General features: G+C 49.0%; 18 protein-coding genes and 1 tRNA gene. 10 read left to right on the top strand and 9 right to left on the bottom strand.

Annotation, left to right across the window (positions count from 1 at the left end):
- Positions 1-3: 3 nt before the first annotated feature.
- The 3 genes from AACS05_RS08045 to AACS05_RS08035 form a co-directional block, all read right to left on the bottom strand.
- Entirely contained in the window at positions 4-1089 is a 1086-nt protein-coding gene (locus tag AACS05_RS08045; protein ID WP_045441364.1) for a nucleoid-associated protein, read from the bottom strand.
- A gap of 215 nt (positions 1090-1304) precedes the next feature.
- Positions 1305-1392: transfer RNA gene (locus AACS05_RS08040), tRNA-Ser, on the bottom strand.
- A 143-nt stretch (positions 1393-1535) separates the two neighbouring features.
- Positions 1536-3164, bottom strand: a complete 1629-nt coding sequence (locus tag AACS05_RS08035; protein WP_045441363.1) for an ABC transporter substrate-binding protein — start codon at positions 3162-3164, stop codon at positions 1536-1538.
- A gap of 270 nt (positions 3165-3434) precedes the next feature.
- On the opposite strand from AACS05_RS08035, the gene yccA reads away from it, so the two are divergent.
- The gene (gene yccA / locus AACS05_RS08030) at positions 3435-4094 is read left to right on the top strand and encodes an FtsH protease modulator YccA (RefSeq protein WP_043015806.1); all 660 of its coding nucleotides are present in this window, start codon (positions 3435-3437) and stop codon (positions 4092-4094) included.
- Between the two features lie 88 nt (positions 4095-4182).
- Positions 4183-4512, top strand: a complete 330-nt coding sequence (gene tusE / locus AACS05_RS08025; protein ID WP_045441362.1) for a sulfurtransferase TusE — start codon at positions 4183-4185, stop codon at positions 4510-4512.
- Here tusE and yccX read toward each other — a convergent pair.
- The 3 genes from yccX to AACS05_RS08010 are packed head-to-tail and all read right to left on the bottom strand — an operon-like array spanning position 4509 to position 6201.
- Positions 4509-4790: an acylphosphatase gene (yccX, locus tag AACS05_RS08020; RefSeq protein ID WP_045441361.1), complete on the bottom strand. Its 282-nt coding sequence runs from the start codon at positions 4788-4790 to the stop codon at positions 4509-4511. The genes tusE and yccX overlap by 4 nt on opposite strands.
- A gap of 58 nt (positions 4791-4848) precedes the next feature.
- A complete protein-coding gene (locus AACS05_RS08015) occupies positions 4849-5637 on the bottom strand; it encodes a helix-turn-helix transcriptional regulator (RefSeq protein WP_045441360.1) in 789 nt (262 codons plus the stop codon).
- A gap of 15 nt (positions 5638-5652) precedes the next feature.
- Positions 5653-6201: a kinase inhibitor gene (locus AACS05_RS08010; RefSeq protein WP_045441359.1), complete on the bottom strand. Its 549-nt coding sequence runs from the start codon at positions 6199-6201 to the stop codon at positions 5653-5655.
- Positions 6202-6413: 212 nt separating this feature from the next.
- On the opposite strand from AACS05_RS08010, the gene rlmI reads away from it, so the two are divergent.
- Together rlmI and hspQ are read left to right on the top strand one after the other, a co-directional pair.
- Positions 6414-7625 (top strand): 23S rRNA (cytosine(1962)-C(5))-methyltransferase RlmI, encoded by a 1212-nt coding sequence (gene rlmI / locus AACS05_RS08005; RefSeq protein ID WP_045441358.1) that lies wholly within the window; start codon positions 6414-6416, stop codon positions 7623-7625.
- Positions 7626-7682: 57 nt separating this feature from the next.
- Positions 7683-8000, top strand: a complete 318-nt coding sequence (gene hspQ, locus AACS05_RS08000) for a heat shock protein HspQ (protein ID WP_045441357.1) — start codon at positions 7683-7685, stop codon at positions 7998-8000.
- 105 nt (positions 8001-8105) lie between these two features.
- Here hspQ and AACS05_RS07995 read toward each other — a convergent pair whose 3' ends face one another.
- Positions 8106-8519, bottom strand: coding sequence for a CoA-binding protein (locus AACS05_RS07995; RefSeq protein ID WP_045441356.1), 414 nt, complete (start codon positions 8517-8519; stop codon positions 8106-8108).
- 172 nt (positions 8520-8691) lie between these two features.
- On the opposite strand from AACS05_RS07995, the gene csgI reads away from it, so the two are divergent.
- Positions 8692-9354 carry a curli synthesis inhibitor gene (csgI, locus tag AACS05_RS07990; protein WP_045441355.1) on the top strand — a complete coding sequence of 221 codons (663 nt, stop codon included), beginning with the start codon at positions 8692-8694 and terminating at the stop codon, positions 9352-9354.
- 93 nt (positions 9355-9447) lie between these two features.
- On the top strand, positions 9448-9906 hold the full coding sequence (gene mgsA, locus AACS05_RS07985) for a methylglyoxal synthase (protein ID WP_045441354.1): 459 nt from the start codon (positions 9448-9450) through the stop codon (positions 9904-9906).
- A gap of 32 nt (positions 9907-9938) precedes the next feature.
- Here mgsA and helD read toward each other — a convergent pair whose 3' ends face one another.
- Complete coding sequence (helD, locus tag AACS05_RS07980; RefSeq protein ID WP_045441353.1) at positions 9939-11993, bottom strand: DNA helicase IV; 2055 nt, start codon at positions 11991-11993, stop codon at positions 9939-9941.
- Positions 11994-12118: 125 nt separating this feature from the next.
- Between helD and AACS05_RS07975 the strand changes: the two genes are divergently transcribed.
- Both AACS05_RS07975 and yccS read left to right on the top strand, forming a co-directional pair.
- Positions 12119-12565 carry a YccF domain-containing protein gene (locus AACS05_RS07975; RefSeq protein ID WP_045449541.1) on the top strand — a complete coding sequence of 149 codons (447 nt, stop codon included), beginning with the start codon at positions 12119-12121 and terminating at the stop codon, positions 12563-12565.
- A gap of 18 nt (positions 12566-12583) precedes the next feature.
- Positions 12584-14737, top strand: a complete 2154-nt coding sequence (gene yccS / locus AACS05_RS07970) for a YccS family putative transporter (RefSeq protein ID WP_045449538.1) — start codon at positions 12584-12586, stop codon at positions 14735-14737.
- Here yccS and AACS05_RS07965 read toward each other — a convergent pair.
- Positions 14715-15329 (bottom strand): TfoX/Sxy family DNA transformation protein, encoded by a 615-nt coding sequence (locus AACS05_RS07965; protein ID WP_045441352.1) that lies wholly within the window; start codon positions 15327-15329, stop codon positions 14715-14717. The genes yccS and AACS05_RS07965 overlap by 23 nt on opposite strands.
- Positions 15330-15545: 216 nt before the next feature.
- Here AACS05_RS07965 and sulA point away from each other — a divergent pair, with 216 nt between their 5' ends.
- The gene (sulA, locus tag AACS05_RS07960) at positions 15546-16055 is read left to right on the top strand and encodes an SOS-induced cell division inhibitor SulA (protein ID WP_045441351.1); all 510 of its coding nucleotides are present in this window, start codon (positions 15546-15548) and stop codon (positions 16053-16055) included.
- 355 nt (positions 16056-16410) lie between these two features.
- Positions 16411-17469, top strand: coding sequence for a porin OmpA (gene ompA, locus AACS05_RS07955; protein ID WP_045441350.1), 1059 nt, complete (start codon positions 16411-16413; stop codon positions 17467-17469).
- The last annotated feature ends 73 nt before the right edge of the window (positions 17470-17542 follow it).

Below are 17542 nucleotides of genomic sequence, written 5' to 3'. Positions count from 1 at the left end.
AATTTACCCTTCGTTCTTGAGTGCGTCTTCTAGCTTCTGGATTGTATTATCATCCAACTGAGAAATTATTAATTTCTTTTCTTTACGCAAATACTGAATTACAGAGCCAGCCTGTTCACCGAAGAATTTCTTTTCAAAACTTAATTCCCATCCATTGGATTTTGTCCTGACTTTAGTTCTTTTGTTTACGACAGCCCTATTTATAGCAAACTCTAATGGAACCCCTATTTCTTCGCCATTGAGATACTCAACTAAATTGTCGATATTAGCATGTTTACCTGCCGGCACAGCTTGTCTTACAATATGCTCAATTTCGGCCAGAGAAGCAGTTTCCCCCGGTTTTTTCTCTTTTAGATGGTACAGCACAGCATCGTAAGCGGCATTTTTATACGCTTTGATATCTGCGTGTGCATCAAAGTAACTTCTGACACCATTAAGAACTGCGTCTGTAGCTTTAGCTGAGGGAACACTATCTGAACACCCCAGAGCTGCGACGAAATACCCAGAAGCATCCTGATTCACTTTGGGGCTAACAAATGCTAAATAAGTTGGCTTTTCATCGTCAGGAAGTGTTTCAAACAAGTGAAACCTATCAAAGTTAACACGTGCAGCCTGATGAATTTTTGCTAAGTCAATTTGTACCGTCCCCACTGGCTTTAGATTCTCATCCAAACGCAACGCATCCTTCTGTTTAACCATAGTAATCAGAAGGAAATGGGATTGACCACGAGTATAGTGAGCAAAGACTATGGCCCCCCCAGATGCTGCCACTCTAGTGGGATCTTTAGCTTGGCGAGATAGTTCACTCATGCAAGTTAACGAGAACTTATGGAAATCATCGGATGAAGCTGCCCCGCCATAATACGTTTTAAAAGCAGTAGGTACTTTAAACGTCACATCCTCGGAATCGAAGGTTCCTCGTGCGGCCTGATTCTCTTTTTTACCGATCAAGTCGTTCAAAGATTCTATCAACTGACAAACGTGTTTATCATCGCTCGGAAGCACCGGCTTGATTGTTGTTTCAACTTTCTGCCTGCCACTCTCTTTGACTAGCTCATGAATTACGCAGTGTCGTAAATTAAAATCCATCTTTTCTACCTTAACATTGCTGTTAATAGTCAAATTATGACCATAAAAGTGCTCACATGAACACATAATGCTATGTAGTTTAGAGGGTTACAAGTTCGGGTTAAAATGATTTTTTATGCAGTTTTGAGGTAGGTCGAATTCTTTGAGGATATTCTTTTTTTATTCTTTGCTTCAAAAACAAAGGGGTTAGCATTTAGCTAACCCCTTGTTAAATTTGGCGGAAGCGTAGAGATTCGAACTCTAGAACCCTTTCGGGTCGCCGGTTTTCAAGACCGGTGCCTTCAACCGCTCGGCCACGCTTCCAATGAGGCGCACTATAAACATCCCGAACGGACCTGTAAAGCACCAAAGTGTTCGTTTGCCTGAAAAACAGCCAAAATAATGTTAATTGACTGAAATAACAACAAATTGACCGTTTATTCAGCACGTATCTTGCTCTCTTTGGTTTAATGTTTTTTGATGAACATATCTTTGGTGTAATAATTTCCACGGTTATCAGGAGCAAATCCCCCAACCCACGGCTTCACCAGATGCGTATGGACATAGTGATAAACAGGTATTGCCGGAACATCTTCGCCCAAAATGTCCTCAGCCTGCTGGTAGTATTTCCCTCGCTCGTCCAGCGAGCCTGCTCTCGCCGCATTGAGCATCGCTTCATCATAGGCAGGATTACTGTACTTAGTGGTGTTCTCACTATCACCGGTACGGAAAATATTGAGGAAGCTCGAGGCATCGTCATAATCGGCTATCCACGCATAGCGCACGACATCAAAATTGCCGGTGTGCATGGTGTCCAGCATGGTTTTCCATTCCTGATTCTGCAGCTTTACCTCGACGCCGAGGTTTTTCTTCCACATCGACGATGCGGCAATCGCAATACGTTGATGCGTTTCGAAAGTGTTGTAGAGCAAATTTAACGAGAGCGGATGATCCGGACCGAAGCCGGCTGCGGCTAACAGTTTTTTCGCTTCAGCAATGCGTTTATCGCGCGGCCACGCGGCATACTCCGGTGCGTGCAATTTGACACCGCCAATTTCAGGCTGGCTGATTACCCACGCTTCACGCTGCCCCTGCGCCATGACCTTTTGGGCAATGATCTCTTTATCCAACGCCATATTCAGCGCCCGGCGCACACGCGGGTCATTAAACGGCGCGCGAGTTGTATTGAACTGGTAGTAATAGGTTGAAAGCAGAGGTGAAACGCGCAGCTCATCTCCCATCGTCTTTTTCAACTGCGCGAACTGGTTTACCGGCACGCTAAAGACAATATCAATTTCCCCGGCCTTGTAGCGGTTAACGTCAGCTGCTTCTGAGCTGATGGGCAGATAAGTGACTTTATCAATTACCGTATGCTGATCATCCCAGTAGTGCGTATTACGTACGGCAACAATCCGCTCATTGACCACCCACTGAGAAAGCTTGTATGCACCGCTACTGACAAAATGCTCTGGCCTGGTCCACTTATCACCAAAGCGGCTAATCAGCACTTTATCCAGTGGCACCAGCGACGGGTGAGCCAACATAGCCAGAAATGCAGCCGTTGGCTGCGTCAGGGTAATCTCCAGGGTGGTGTCATTGAGTGCTTTTACACCCAGTGTAGCGGGCTCCTTTTTCCCAAGGGCAATGTCGAGCGCATTCGCGACGTGCATATTGCCGAGATAAGAGGCATACGGCGAAGCAGTTTGTGGTGAAACAAGACGCTGCCAGCTCCAGACAACATCCTGTGCGGTAATGGCTGAACCATCTGACCAGGTAATACCTGGACGTAAATGAAAGGTCCAGACGGTATTGTCTTTATTCTCCCAGGATGACGCCAGGCGCGGCTCAATCTCCCCTTGCAGATTGACAGAAACCAGCCCATCGAACATATCACTGATTAAATTAAACTCAACGTTGCTTTCGACTTTATGTGGATCCAGCGATGCAGGCTCGCTGCCGTTATTTCTGACCAGTTCCTGTTGTTCTGCCAGCGGTGTTCCTGTAGGAACATTTGCTGCCCGTACCACACCATTTATAGACATCAAACAGACAGCCAACAGCGTAAACGTCAATACCTTCGGTCTATGTTGAGCCATTCCCTTCACCTTATTGTTCTGTTATATGATGACACCGCTGTAACTCTTAAAGGATTCAGGTGATAACGCAATATTTTTCAGCCACCTATAAGATGTCGATCTGACATTTGCAGACAATAAGTGATAACATCTAATTCAGGAGCTTTTGCTGAAATAAAATGCTTAAGCCTGGCGGGTTAAAATGCGTAAAGATGGGTAAAACCGCTGTGTCATTTCCAGCGATTTAATTATCCTCCTTCATTAATTACATCTGTCATAAGAGAGTGACTCATGGATCGTATTATTAGTTCTTCGCGCGACCGTACATCGCTACTCAGCACGCATAAAGTGCTGCGCAATACCTATTTCCTGTTGAGCCTGACGCTGGCATTTTCAGCGATCACGGCGACCGCCAGTACGGTACTGATGCTGCCATCTCCAGGTCTTATCCTGACGCTGGTAGGTATGTACGGACTGATGTTCCTGACGTATAAAACGGCAGATAAACCGGTTGGCATTCTGTCAGCTTTCGCTTTCACCGGTTTCCTCGGCTACATTTTGGGACCAATTCTGAACACCTACCTGTCGGCAGGCATGGGTGATGTTATCGCTATGGCCCTGGGCGGTACTGCACTGGTCTTCTTCAGTTGCTCTGCATATGTGCTGACCACCCGTAAAGACATGTCCTTCCTCGGCGGTATGCTGATGGCTGGTATTGTGGTGGTGCTGATCGGTATGGTTGCGAATATTTTCCTGCAACTGCCAGCTCTTCATCTGGCCATCAGTGCGGTGTTTATTCTGATTTCCTCAGGTGCAATCCTGTTCGAAACCAGCAACATCATCCGTGGTGGTGAAACCAACTACATCCGTGCGACAGTCAGCCTGTATGTATCGCTGTACAACATCTTCGTCAGCCTGCTGAGCATTCTGGGCTTCGCCAGCCGCGACTAAGACGTCAAAACGTATTACCCGGCCCCGCTTATGCGGGGCTTTCTTTTTTGGTAAACTGCCGCCAGTCTGACTAACGTAGTGAAGAAATATGTTGATCTTTGAAGGTAAAGAAATCAGTACCGATAGCGAAGGCTATTTAAAAGACACTACAGAATGGAGCGAACCGCTGGCAGTTGTCATTGCTGAGAATGAAGGCATCACCCTTTCGGCTGAACACTGGGAAGTGGTGCGTTTTGTGCGCGATTTCTATCTGGAGTTTAATACTTCTCCGGCAATCCGCATGCTGGTAAAAGCGATGGCTAATAAGTTTGGCGAAGAGAAAGGCAACAGTCGTTATCTCTATCGCCTGTTTCCCAAAGGTCCGGCAAAACAGGCGACAAAAATCGCAGGCCTGCCAAAACCGGTAAAATGTATTTAATAACGAATACTAAATCCCTTTAGTTCGTCGCCAGGGCGATGCGGTTCACTGAGAACCCGGTCTACCCTGGCACTGCGTGGCCCACCGGCTTTTAACCACTTCATCAGTTGTTCCACCTGCTGGCTTTCACCACAGGCGACAATCTCTACGCTGCCATCATCCATATTCTTCGCATACCCGGTTAATCCGAGTCGCTGCGCTTCATGCTGCGTCGTATAGCGAAATCCCACTCCCTGTACCCGACCGTGTACCCAGGCAATGATGCAGACTTTCGACATGGAGGTTCTCCCTCTTATTGTAAATGGGCATACTTTCACACTGTAAATGTGAATACCATTAACGTACCTGCTTCGGCAGACACCCGTAATGCTGGCGGAATCTTGCCGTAAATCTCGAACCAGACATATAGCCACAGCGTATTGCAATCTCACCAATCGGTAATTTCGTCGACTGCAACTGAGAAAGAGCGTATGACATACGTACTTCCTCGACAATTTGTCTATAGCTCTGTGATTCCTGCTGTAGCCTTCGACGTAATGTAGAGGTGCCCATCGCTAAACGACCGGCAATTTCATCTGCTGTCCATAGCTTAGCAGGCGACAACATAATGAGTTGCCTCACCTGTTCCACCAGCTTAAAACTGCGCTCAATCAGAAGTGGCCCGGCAGCTCCTTCATGTAAGAGAGCCAGAAGTAATCCCATCGCCTGATGTTCCTGTAGTTTTACCGGCAGGCCCTTACGCACAGCATCCAGCAAACTCGCCCACATAAACGCCAGGCTATGGCTCATTGGTGTACATAACGATCTTAGCTTCGCGGGGGGATAATCCTGCACATACGAACTTTTAAATCGCGTAATGATCTCAGGCGAGAGTAGCAACAAATCTGAACGAAAAGCGCCCTGTGCGGGTTGATTGATAATCTCAAGACAGGAATCTGCAGGGATAATAAGCAATTCGCCTGTGCCGGCAACCAGACGGTTATCATCCTGGATGATGACTTTACTACCGTGAGTGATGTGACATATCGCCGCAGAAAAAAGCTTAACACGATGCAAGCGGTGCAGTTGGCTGGAGTTTACCTCTGCCGCGGTAAGCACATTATGTTTGAAATATACGTCCTGCACCGTGTGTCCCTCAGTTTATCTTCCGTATGTGGCCGTTAATTCAGCTTTAGCGATGACATGGCTGTTAAGCATAAAACCCACCAGCGCACCGCTCGCATTACTATCGATGGGCAACATTTCCGTATTCAGCGCCCACACGGTGAACTGGTAACGATGAGGTTTATCGCCTGCTGGTGGACAGGCACCGCCAAATCCAGAATAACCGAAATCATTCCTCCCCTGAATAGCCCCTGCGGGTAACTTATCTTTTCCAACGCCAGATGGAAGAGTCTGAACGTGTGCTGGAATATTCACCACCGTCCAGTGCCACCAACCACTTCCTGTTGGGGCATCTGGATCAAATAACGTAATGGCATAACTTTTGGTCCCGGCTGGCGGGTTTTGCCAGCTCAGTTGTGGCGAGATATTCTCACCATTACAGCCAAAACCATTAAAAATCTGTTTCTGTGTTAATTGAAGGTTATCTGTAATATCCGTACTGCTAATACGGAACGCTGATGCCGCAGTTACATTAAAACTTATGGCCGTTATCGTCATGGCTAGCAGAGAAGAGACTGTTTTCATTGTGTTTCCTTAACCATATGAAGAAATATCAATGTAATGGTTATGCTTTAAGGAAACTGTGCTGCTGTGATTCCATTTTGTGCTGAAATGCTCGCAACCATACTCTGATGATTGCCCCCTTCATCTGTGCTACCCTACGCGCCATTTTGTTTTAACGGTATCAGGTTGGTTCTCATCCAGCCCGCATCGCTGTTTGTGAGAGGTTGCTCCGCATGACTGAATCTAAATTTCCGCAATATCCCCGCATGGTGTTAGCTAAAGGGCGCGAAAAATCATTACTTCGCCGCCATCCATGGGTATTCTCCGGTGCCGTCGCACGTATTGAAGGCAAAGCCAACCTTGGTGAGACCATCGATATTGTTGACCATCAGGGTAAATGGTTAGCACGCGGTGCATATTCTCCTGCATCACAGATCCGTGCGCGTGTCTGGACATTCGACAAATCTGAATCCATTGATACTGATTTCTTTGTCCGTCGTCTGCAACAAGCGCAGAAGTGGCGCGACTGGCTGGCGAAGAAAGACGGGCTGGACAGCTACCGTCTGATTGCCGGTGAATCTGATGGGCTGCCCGGTGTCACCATTGATCGCTTCGCTAACTTCCTGGTTCTGCAACTGCTCAGCGCAGGGGCCGAATATCAACGTGCCGCACTGATTAGCGCCCTGCAGATAGTTTTCCCTGAATGCGCCATTTATGACCGTAGCGACGTTGCCGTACGTAAGAAAGAAGGTATGGAGCTTACGCAGGGACCTGTTACCGGCGAACTGCCCCCTGCTCTGCTGCCAATCGAAGAACACGGTATGAAGCTGCTGGTTGATATTCAGCGCGGTCACAAAACAGGTTATTACCTGGATCAACGTGACAGCCGTCTGGCGACGCGTCGCTACGTCGAAAATCAGCGCGTTCTGAACTGTTTCTCTTATACCGGCGGTTTTGCCGTGTCGGCATTAATGGGGGGATGCAGCCAGGTCGTGAGCGTTGACACCTCTCAGGAAGCGCTCGACATCGCCAGACAAAACGTTGAACTGAATAAACTGGATCTGACTAAAGCCGAGTTTGTGCGTGATGATGTGTTCAAACTACTGCGAGCCTATCGCGATCGCGGAGAGAAATTTGATGTCATCGTGATGGATCCGCCGAAGTTTGTTGAAAACAAAAACCAGCTGATGGGCGCCTGTCGTGGCTATAAGGACATCAATATGCTGGCTATTCAGCTTCTGAATCCTGGCGGTGTGCTGCTGACATTCTCCTGCTCCGGCCTGATGACCACCGATTTATTTCAGAAAATCATCGCTGATGCCGCAATAGATGCTGGTCGTGATATACAATTTATAGAGCAGTTCCGTCAGGCCGCCGATCATCCGGTGATCGCTACCTACCCGGAAGGGCTGTATCTGAAAGGGTTTGCCTGTCGCATCATGTAACTTGAAAAGTGGAATATTACCCTTACATAAAGGGTATCTATTTCCCGGGAGGTGACTATGATTGCCAGCAAATTCGGTATCGGCCAGCAGGTCCGCCATTCCCTGTTAGGTTACCTCGGAGTGGTCGTGGATATCGACCCGGAATATTCGCTTGATGAACCGTCACCCGATGAGTTGGCGGTAAACGACGAACTTCGCGCCGCTCCCTGGTATCACGTGGTGATGGAAGATGATAATGGCCTGCCAGTACATACGTATCTGGCGGAAGCACAGTTGAGCAGTGAGCTACAGGAAGAGCATCCGGAGCAACCCTCAATGGATGAACTGGCGCGGACAATCCGCAAACAGCTTCAGGCTCCACGCCTGCGCAACTGATTTTAGCACTTGCCCGATGACGCTTCGTTTATCGGGCTTACGCGTCTTATCCGGCCACGAACCGCAGGCCGGATAAGTAACGCGCCATTCGGCAATAACACAGGCTTACTTCGCCAGCCCGAGTCGAGGGATCTCAATTGCCGGACAACGATCCATCACCACCGCCATACCGGCATCACGTGCCAGCACAGCCGCCTGTTCATTGATCACCCCTAGCTGCATCCATAAAGTTTTCGCCCCAATGGCAATTGCCTCCTGCGCAACGCCCCAGGCTGCTTCTGAATTACGGAAGACATCCACCATATCCACTTTCTCAGGTACATCTGCAAGGGTCGCATAGCCCTGCTGTCCCAGCAGCGTTTTCCCGGCAACCTTGGGTGAAACGGGGATAACGTGATAGCCCTGATCGAGCAAATATTTCATCACCCGGTAGCTAGGGCGCTCGGGTTTATCACTCGCGCCCACCAGCGCAATCGTACGGGTGGATGTCAAAATGCCAGCAATATCGGTCTCTTTCATTATCTTCCTCCAGGCTGTTTTGCAAAGTGTACGACAAACCTGACGTTGCAACCATTCATCCCATACTGGCGCATGAGAGCTAAACTGACAAATATGTCTATATGTTAGTAAACATGATTACCGAAAAATTTTGATACATCTTACTCAGGCATTTTCTGGACAGGAGAAACCTATGAGAGCCGGCATTGTGACAGTCTTGATTGCCCTGTGTTTGCCGGTAACCGTTTTGGCCACCTCACTACGTTTGTCTAATGATATTGATCTACTGGTACTGGACGGAAAAAAGGTCTCAAGCTCATTACTGCGTGGTGCCGACAGTATTGAGCTTGAGAATGGCCCCCATCAGCTTGTTTTTCGCGTAGAGAAAACTATCCGCCTGTCCAGCCATGAAGAACGCCTCTATATTTCCCCACCACTGGTCATCAGCTTTAATACTCAAATGGTCAGTCAGGTTAATTTTCATCTTCCGCGCCTGAGCAACGAGCGTGACGCAACACATTTTGATAGCGCCCCGCGCGTCGAATTGCTTGACGGGGACTCCATGCCCATTCCAGTGAAACTGGATATTATGGCGATCACTTCAAAGGCAAAAATCGTGGATTATGAAATTGAGACTGAGCGCTATAACAAAGCCGCCAGGCATGCCTCGTTACCGCAATTTGCCCCCATGATGGCAGATGACAGCTCATTGCTCTCCGGAGTTTCTGAACTGGACCGGGTTCCGCCTCAGTCGCAAACACTCACCGAGCAGCGTTTAAAATATTGGTTTCAGCAAGCCGACTCACAAACGCGAAGTAACTTTTTGCAATGGGCGCAAAAACAGCCACCTTCATGACATTTATGTTTATATACGCATTTTTTTTGTCTTTCTCTTGCAGCGTCAAGTGCTTCCAGTACTCTGTAACGAGGTTAACTTGGGAGCTGTACTATGGAATTGACGACTCGCACTTTGCCAGCGCGCAAGCATATTGCGCTGGTTGCACATGATCACTGTAAACAGATGTTGATGAGCTGGGTAGAACGCCACCAACCGTTGCTGGAAAAACACGTTCTCTACGCGACAGGAACGACAGGAAACTTAATTCAACGCGCTACTGGTATGGATGTAAATGCTATGCTGAGCGGCCCAATGGGCGGCGACCAGCAGGTGGGTGCGCTGATCTCTGAAGGGAAAATCGATGTGCTGATCTTCTTCTGGGATCCGCTCAATGCCGTCCCTCACGATCCTGATGTAAAAGCCCTATTGCGCCTGGCCACGGTCTGGAACATTCCGGTCGCGACCAACGTTTCTACCGCCGATTTTATCATCCAGTCGCCAAACTTCAGCGATGCGACAGAAATCCTGATCCCGGATTACGCCCGTTACCTGGCAGAGCGCCTCAAATAATAGTCAGGCAGGCGGTACATGCAGCCTGCTTATCAGGGTTTTCTGCTTACCGGTACATCCTGTTGTTTAAGTTCATCGACAAAACACGACGGCGCGTCTTTGTTAAACAGTAACCATACCCGATGCCGCGCACGTGTTAGCGCCACGTACAGTAACCTTCTCTCTTCTGCATCAGGGAAGTCTTCAACAACAGGAAGCAACGCCTCTTCCATAATTGACTCGCGGGCCGGCGCCGGAAAACCATCATTTCCTTCATGCAGCCCGACGACAATAACGTAATCTGCCTGCTGCCCTTTACTGGCATGGATAGTCATAAATTCAAGCTGTAGCCTGGGCCAGCGAGTAGCCGCTTTTTCCAGACTGGCGGGTTTTAGATGATGGTAACGCGCCAACACCAGAATTCGCTCTTCAGCTTTCGCAAATCCAGAAAGCTTATCCAGCAATAAATCCAGCTGACTTTCCTCCAACAGCGTCACCGCTTTTTTATCCCCTGACGTCAGGCTGTTGAGCGGTTTCGCAAGCTGATGTGGGTTTTTTTGGATAAACCGGTTTGCGACCTCGCCAATGCGGCTATTAAAACGGTATGTGGTATCCAGGTCACAGCGATCACCCTCGCCAAAGGTATGATGGAATGCGGTAGTCAACGAAAGCTGCGCGCCGCTAAAACGATAAATCGCCTGCCAGTCATCCCCCACCGCAAACAAAGTGGTCTGCGAGTTTTGCTTACGTAATGCAGCCACCAGAGCGGCACGCTGTGGGGAAATATCCTGAAATTCATCGACCAGAATATGTTTCCAGGGGCTGATAAAGCGCCCCTTTTCCAGAATGACAATTGCCTGATGGATCAACCCGGAAAAATCGACAGCATTTTCTTCCTTCAGAGCTCCCTTCCAGGCCTTAAGCAGCGGCGCCATCAGTTTAATGCGTTTACTGAACAGATCGCGAATTTCCTCCGGGGCATTGGCAATCATTTCAGCCTGCGCTCCGCCATGCATGCGCATAAGTCCAACCCAACGATCTAATCTTGTGGCCAAACGACGCTGCAACTTTTCGTCGTCCCAAAAATTGCCCTCAGGCACAGTCCACTGCATCTCCTCTTCTAACCACTGCCGCCAGCCTTTGGCCTGCGCCTTTTTCTCGCTGCACTGCTGACGCCAGGTGGTGATAAAGAGTTTATGCCGCGCGGCAGTATCGTTTTCAAGCTTACTTACCGTTGGAACTTTTTTACTGCCCTGCTGAATGATATGTAGCGCCAGCGAGTGAAATGTCCGTGCGCTGATCTCTTCTGTATGCAGTCGCTCGCGGATACGATCATCCATCTCCTGGGCTGCTTTGCGACCAAAGGCTAACAGCAGAATCTGTTCAGCAACGGCTTCCCCCTGCATCAACAGCCACCCAGCGCGAGCCACCAAAACAGAGGTCTTGCCGCTTCCGGCTCCCGCGAGCACTAACAGTGATTTCTCACCATTTACTACCGCTCGCGCCTGGGCCGCATTCAGCGGCGAGGATTCGATATGTGCAAAGAACTCAGCATGCTCCGCCAACATTGCGTCGGTATACGCCTGATTATGTTGTAAACGACACACTTCAATGTCCTTCAACCAGGCCTGACATTGTCGTAATGCCTCACGACAATTATCAAATTCTTCTAATCGATTAACCGGTAGAGGCAACGCGGCAAAGGCGCGGCGGATCTGCTGTTGTAACCCAGAGGTTTGATCACGCGTCAGCCATTTATTCTCCCCGGTACGAACGGCTATCGCCTGCAGTTGCTCCTGCAAAACACCGGCTGCCACTTCGCTCATCTCCTGGCTCCACTGCTGCCAGAGTGTATTCAAATGGTGATGGAAACGCTGAGTTTCAGCCCACTCTGTACCGTGCAGGCGTACAACCTTATCTTCCGGAAGCACAAACTCCAACTCCCCCCAGACAAGGCCTCGTTTGCAATGTATAGCCAGTAACTGATTGAATGGAATAAGATACTCATGACGATCGCCGGAAACCTTTATCCCGGCATTGAGAATAACGGCTCGATCGTAAGGGTGTTGCGCCAGACGTTTTCCAAGAGAAGTTGCTTTCAGTTCCATAAGACTTACGCGGATCCATACGAAGAGGTTTACTTATCAGTGTAACCGCCAGAGAAAACGTGCTCCAGCCCAAAAAAACGTTACAATTGCCAAATTCACTGAAAACCAGAGTTAACCGAGAGTTTATGCGTACTGTTCTGAATATTTTAAATTTTGTGCTGGGCGGGTTCGCCACTACCTTAGCCTGGTTACTGGCTACGCTGGTCAGTATCGTGCTTATTTTCACCCTGCCCTTGACCCGTTCGTGCTGGGAGATAACTCGCCTCTCATTGTTCCCTTTTGGCAACGAAGCGATTCATGTTGATGAACTCAACCCAGCAGGTCAAAGTGTACTGATGAATACCGGCGGGACATTACTCAATATTTTTTGGCTGATTTTCTTCGGCTGGTGGTTGTGCCTGATGCATATTGTCTCCGGTATTGCCCAGTGCATTACGATTATTGGTATTCCTGTAGGCATTGCGAACTTTAAGATCGCCGCGATTGCACTCTGGCCCGTCGGACGTCGCGTGGTGTCAGTAGAAACTGCCCGCGCAGCTCGCGAAGCCAATGCGCGTCGCCGCTTTGAATAATCAGGACGCATGGTCTTTATGTTAAGTCCTCTGCTCAAACGCTATACCTGGAACAGCACCTGGCTGTATTACGTGCGGATATTCATCGCGCTTTGCGGCACAACGGCTCTGCCCTGGTGGTTGGGCGACGTAAAACTCACTATCCCACTCACACTGGGCATGGTTGCTGCTGCGCTTACCGATCTGGACGATCGTCTTGCGGGACGACTACGCAATTTGATCATTACGCTGATCTGCTTCTTTATTGCCTCTGCCTCCGTCGAACTGCTCTTCCCCTGGCCATGGCTTTTTGCCATTGGATTAACCATCTCCACTAGCGGATTTATTCTGCTGGGTGGATTAGGCCAGCGTTATGCGACAATCGCCTTTGGGGCATTGCTCATCGCGATTTATACCATGCTGGGGACTTCACTCTACGATCAGTGGTATCAGCAACCAATACTTCTGCTCGCTGGCGCCATCTGGTACAACCTGCTTACGCTGACCGGACATCTCTTGTTCCCGATTCGCCCCCTGCAGGATAATTTGGCTCGTAGCTACGAACAATTAGCGCACTATCTGGAGCTGAAATCGCGTCTTTTCGATCCTGATATCGAAGATGAAAGTCAGGCACCACTCTATGACTTAGCGCTGGCCAATGGGCAACTAATGGCCACGCTAAACCAAACTAAAGTGTCATTACTGACCCGCTTGCGCGGTGACCGAGGGCAGCGGGGAACACGTCGTACACTGCATTATTATTTTGTGGCACAGGATATCCACGAGCGCGCAAGCTCCTCGCATATTCAATACCAAACGCTGCGCGACCATTTCCGTCACAGCGACGTGATGTTTCGCTTCCAGAGATTAATGTCAATGCAGGGACAAGCCTGCACACAGTTGTCGCGCTGCATTATCTTGCGCACCCCATACCAGCACGATCCACACTTTGAACGCGCCTTTACGCATATAGACGCCGCACTCGAGCGTATGCGCACTAACGGTGCCCCTTCAGATCTGCTCAATACACTGGGATTTTTGCTCTCAAACCTGCGTGCCATCGACGCACAGCTGGCTACCATTGAGTCCGAACAGGCTCAGGCAATCTCGCGTAATGAATCAGAAAATCAGCTTGCTGATGACAGCCCACATGGTTTCAGCGACATCTGGTTGCGTCTGAGCCGTAATTTCACACCTGAATCCGCCCTTTTTCGCCATGCTATCCGCATGTCACTGGTGCTCTGCGTCGGTTACGCCATTATTCAGATCACTGGAATGAACCATGGGTACTGGATTCTGCTGACCAGTCTGTTTGTCTGTCAGCCTAACTACAACGCCACCCGCCATCGCCTGGCACTAAGGATTATCGGCACACTAGTGGGAATAGCCATCGGCTTGCCCATTTTGTGGTTCGTTCCCTCACTTGAAGGGCAACTGATACTATTAGTGATTACTGGCGTGCTCTTTTTTGCATTTCGCAACGTACAGTATGCTCATGCAACTATGTTTATCACTCTGTTGGTACTGCTGTGCTTTAACCTGCTTGGCGAAGGTTTCGAAGTCGCCCTGCCACGCGTAATTGATACGCTGATCGGCTGCGCAATCGCCTGGGCGGCCGTCAGTTTTATCTGGCCAGACTGGCGTTTTCGTAATCTGCCACGAGTAATTGAACGAGCAACTGACTCTAACTGTCGCTACCTCGACGCTATTCTCGAACAATATCATCAGGGTCGTGATAATCGGCTCGCATACCGTATTGCCCGACGTGATGCACATAATCGCGATGCTGAGCTTGCGTCCGTAGTGTCGAATATGTCGAGTGAACCTGACGTCACAGCGCAAACGCGGGAAACAGCATTCCGCTTGCTGTGCCTCAACCATACTTTTACCAGCTATATTTCGGCTCTGGGTGCACACCGGGAACAACTGACCAACCCGGACGTTCTGGCGTTACTGGATGATGCCGTCTGCTATGTAGATGATGCGCTTCATCATCAGCCAGCTGATGAACAACGCGTATACCAGGCACTTGAAGGTCTGAAGCAACGGATTCAGCATCTTGAACCGCGCCCGGACAGTAAAGAACCGCTGGTCGTTCAGCAAGTTGGGTTATTGATTGCATTGCTACCGGAAATCAGGCGACTCCAGCAGCAAATTGCCGCCTTGCCGTCTAATACTCCAGTTCCGGAGTAAGTGAGCGTACCCACTCAACAAGCTCCTGGCGACGAATCGCCGGGAGCGCCGCCTCATGGACCCCGCCAATCGCCCCTTCGAGGGCATAGAGTATTTTCACTGTCAGAGCAGGATTAATCTGCCGTAATTTAAGCCAGCACATTTGAGCTCCCAGCATACGCAATGTACTTTCATCGTTAACACCCGCTTCGTTAAGCAGAGTCTCGAGATGAAATGTCATGTTCGGCAGCTCTCTCAGGCGGTGTTGCAAAAAGCGGCTCTGTTTTTCCTTCACTGCTGCATCCAGCGAAAACTTCGATAAAGACACCAACTGTTGTTGGTTTCGCCACAAAGCATCGTCCACCTTGTAGTAATTGAGAATAACCGGTCGTCCGCGCTTCATAAACGTCAGCCAGACTGGCGAATGTTTTACACAGTACTGTACGCTCTGCTCACAAGCTCGAAGGTACAACTCACCGCTGGCGACCATTGCAAAGACCGTATCCTCAACCGTTAGACTGTAGCTACCAAACAATGAGCGATAGCGAATCGTCCCCAAAGAGGCCAGGCATTCTTGTGATTTATAGATCTTGTCATAAGAGAGCTTTTTCATAAAAATCCTTTTAAATCATAATATAAGAGAATGATTTGCAGTAGCGGATCCGTTAATGACGAAAATAGGCAACTTATTCTCAGGGAGCAAGATGAATTTTGTTTTTGCTGTTATGACAGCGAAAAATTGCGAACCAGTTTCCGAAAATAAAGTTGATCTTTATGGATAGCAGGGTTACTGTATATCCATACAGTAACTCACAGGGCTGGATTGATTATGTACACTTCAGGCTACGCAAATCGTTCTTCGTCGTTCTCTTCCACATCAAGCAATATTGCGCGCGTTTCTTCAGAGAACGTTACCGCCGGGCTTATCAGTGAAGTGGTCTATCGCGAGGACCAGCCCATGATGACGCAATTACTGCTGCTCCCCTTGCTTCAGCAATTAGGGCAGCAATCGCGCTGGCAGCTTTGGCTTACACCTCAGCAAAAATTGAGCCGTGAATGGGTACAGTCTGCAGGGCTGCCTTTAACAAAAGTCATGCAAATTAGCCAACTCTCACCGTGCCATACGTTGGAGTCAATGGTTCGCGCTTTGCGAACAGGCAATTACAGTGTGGTAATCGGCTGGCTGACCGAAGAATTAACGGAAGATGAACATACTGAACTGGTAAAAGCTGCAGATGAGGGAAATGCGATGGGATTTATCATGCGTCCTGTTCGTGCGCAGTCTCTTGCCGGGAGACAGCATTCTGGGCTAAAAATTCACTCGAATTTGTATCATTGAGTAAAATTAGGAATTATCCTGGAATTTTTTTTCATGTCCAAATTCGACTTTGAGCTTTAACACTTTTTTTGTGAGAACGCCTGTGTGAAGCGGTTTCCGCGATGTTTGCAGTACAATTAATCATCCATAAATGTTAAATATTGTGTATACAAGCTTTTTTTTTTCATATGCCTGACGGAGTTCACACTTGTAAGTTTTCAACTACGTTGTAGACTTTACATCGCCAGGGGTGCTCGGCTTAAGCCGCAGATATCGGTAGAGTAACTATTGAACTGGTCCCCGGGTGAAGGATTTAACCGTGTTATCTCGTTGGAGATATTCATGGCAAATTTTGGATGATAACGAGGCGCATAAAATGAAAAAGACAGCTATCGCAATTGCAGTGGCACTGGCTGGTTTCGCTACCGTGGCGCAGGCCGCTCCGAAAGATAACACTTGGTACACCGGTGCTAAACTGGGCTGGTCTCAGTACCATGATATCGGCAACAACCAGATCAACAACGCTGGTCCTACCCATGAAAGCCAACTGGGTGCTGGTGCGTTCGGTGGTTATCAGGTTAACCCGTACGTTGGTTTTGAAATGGGTTACGATTGGTTAGGTCGTATGCCGTACAAAGGCTACACCGACTCTACTCATCAAAACGGCGCTTTCAAAGCTCAGGGCGTTCAGCTGACCGCTAAACTGGGTTACCCAATCACTGACGATCTGGACGTTTACACTCGTCTGGGTGGTATGGTTTGGCGTGCAGACGCTAAAAACAACGAAGGCTTCAAAGACCACGACACTGGTGTATCCCCAGTATTCGCTGGCGGCGTAGAGTATGCAATTACTCCTGAAATCGCTACCCGTCTGGAATACCAGTGGACCAACAACATCGGTGACGCGAACACAGTTGGTGGTCGTCCGGATAACGGCCTGCTGAGCGTTGGTGTTTCTTACCGCTTCGGCCAGGGTGAAGTAGCTCCAGTAGTTGCTCCGGCTCCGGCTCCGGCTCCAGAAGTACAGACCAAGCACTTCACCCTGAAGTCTGACGTTCTGTTCAACTTCAACAAAGCAACTCTGAAACCAGAAGGCCAGCAGGCTCTGGATCAGATGTACAGCCAGCTGAGCAACCTGGATCCGAAAGACGGTTCCGTAGTGGTTCTGGGCTTCACTGACCGCATCGGTTCTGACGCTTACAACCAGGGTCTGTCTGAGAAACGTGCTCAGTCCGTTGTTGATTACCTGATCTCTAAAGGTATTCCTTCTGACAAAATCTCCGCACGTGGTATGGGCGAATCCAACCCGGTTACCGGCAACACCTGTGACAACGTGAAAGCTCGCGCTGCACTGATCGACTGCCTGGCTCCGGATCGTCGCGTTGAGATCGAAGTTAAAGGCATCAAAGACGTTGTAACTCAGCCTCAGGCTTAAGTTTTCGTCTTATAAAAAAACCCCGCTATGCGGGGTTTTTTTTATCTGAAGAACACCATTGCTCAACACATTG

The organism is Citrobacter sp. S-77, from assembly GCF_963864895.1.
Lineage (GTDB): Bacteria > Pseudomonadota > Gammaproteobacteria > Enterobacterales > Enterobacteriaceae > Citrobacter > Citrobacter murliniae.
This window is presented reverse-complemented; position numbering and strand designations above follow the sequence as displayed.

Bases quoted from the DNA above. Each gene is read 5' to 3' on its own strand.
- yccA (WP_043015806.1), top strand. From the start codon at position 3,435: ATGGATCGTATTATTAGTTCTTCGCGCGACCGTACATCGCTACTCAGC.
- helD (WP_045441353.1), bottom strand. From the start codon at position 11,993: ATGGAACTGAAAGCAACTTCTCTTGGAAAACGTCTGGCGCAACACCCT.
- AACS05_RS07995 (WP_045441356.1), bottom strand. From the start codon at position 8,519: ATGAAAGAGACCGATATTGCTGGCATTTTGACATCCACCCGTACGATT.
- AACS05_RS07965 (WP_045441352.1), bottom strand. From the start codon at position 15,329: ATGAAAAAGCTCTCTTATGACAAGATCTATAAATCACAAGAATGCCTG.
- AACS05_RS08010 (WP_045441359.1), bottom strand. From the start codon at position 6,201: ATGAAAACAGTCTCTTCTCTGCTAGCCATGACGATAACGGCCATAAGT.
- AACS05_RS08045 (WP_045441364.1), bottom strand. From the start codon at position 1,089: ATGGATTTTAATTTACGACACTGCGTAATTCATGAGCTAGTCAAAGAG.
- yccX (WP_045441361.1), bottom strand. From the start codon at position 4,790: ATGTCGAAAGTCTGCATCATTGCCTGGGTACACGGTCGGGTACAGGGA.
- AACS05_RS08035 (WP_045441363.1), bottom strand. From the start codon at position 3,164: ATGGCTCAACATAGACCGAAGGTATTGACGTTTACGCTGTTGGCTGTC.
- rlmI (WP_045441358.1), top strand. From the start codon at position 6,414: ATGACTGAATCTAAATTTCCGCAATATCCCCGCATGGTGTTAGCTAAA.
- yccS (WP_045449538.1), top strand. From the start codon at position 12,584: ATGTTAAGTCCTCTGCTCAAACGCTATACCTGGAACAGCACCTGGCTG.
- hspQ (WP_045441357.1), top strand. From the start codon at position 7,683: ATGATTGCCAGCAAATTCGGTATCGGCCAGCAGGTCCGCCATTCCCTG.
- mgsA (WP_045441354.1), top strand. From the start codon at position 9,448: ATGGAATTGACGACTCGCACTTTGCCAGCGCGCAAGCATATTGCGCTG.
- AACS05_RS07975 (WP_045449541.1), top strand. From the start codon at position 12,119: ATGCGTACTGTTCTGAATATTTTAAATTTTGTGCTGGGCGGGTTCGCC.
- tusE (WP_045441362.1), top strand. From the start codon at position 4,183: ATGTTGATCTTTGAAGGTAAAGAAATCAGTACCGATAGCGAAGGCTAT.
- ompA (WP_045441350.1), top strand. From the start codon at position 16,411: ATGAAAAAGACAGCTATCGCAATTGCAGTGGCACTGGCTGGTTTCGCT.
- sulA (WP_045441351.1), top strand. From the start codon at position 15,546: ATGTACACTTCAGGCTACGCAAATCGTTCTTCGTCGTTCTCTTCCACA.
- csgI (WP_045441355.1), top strand. From the start codon at position 8,692: ATGAGAGCCGGCATTGTGACAGTCTTGATTGCCCTGTGTTTGCCGGTA.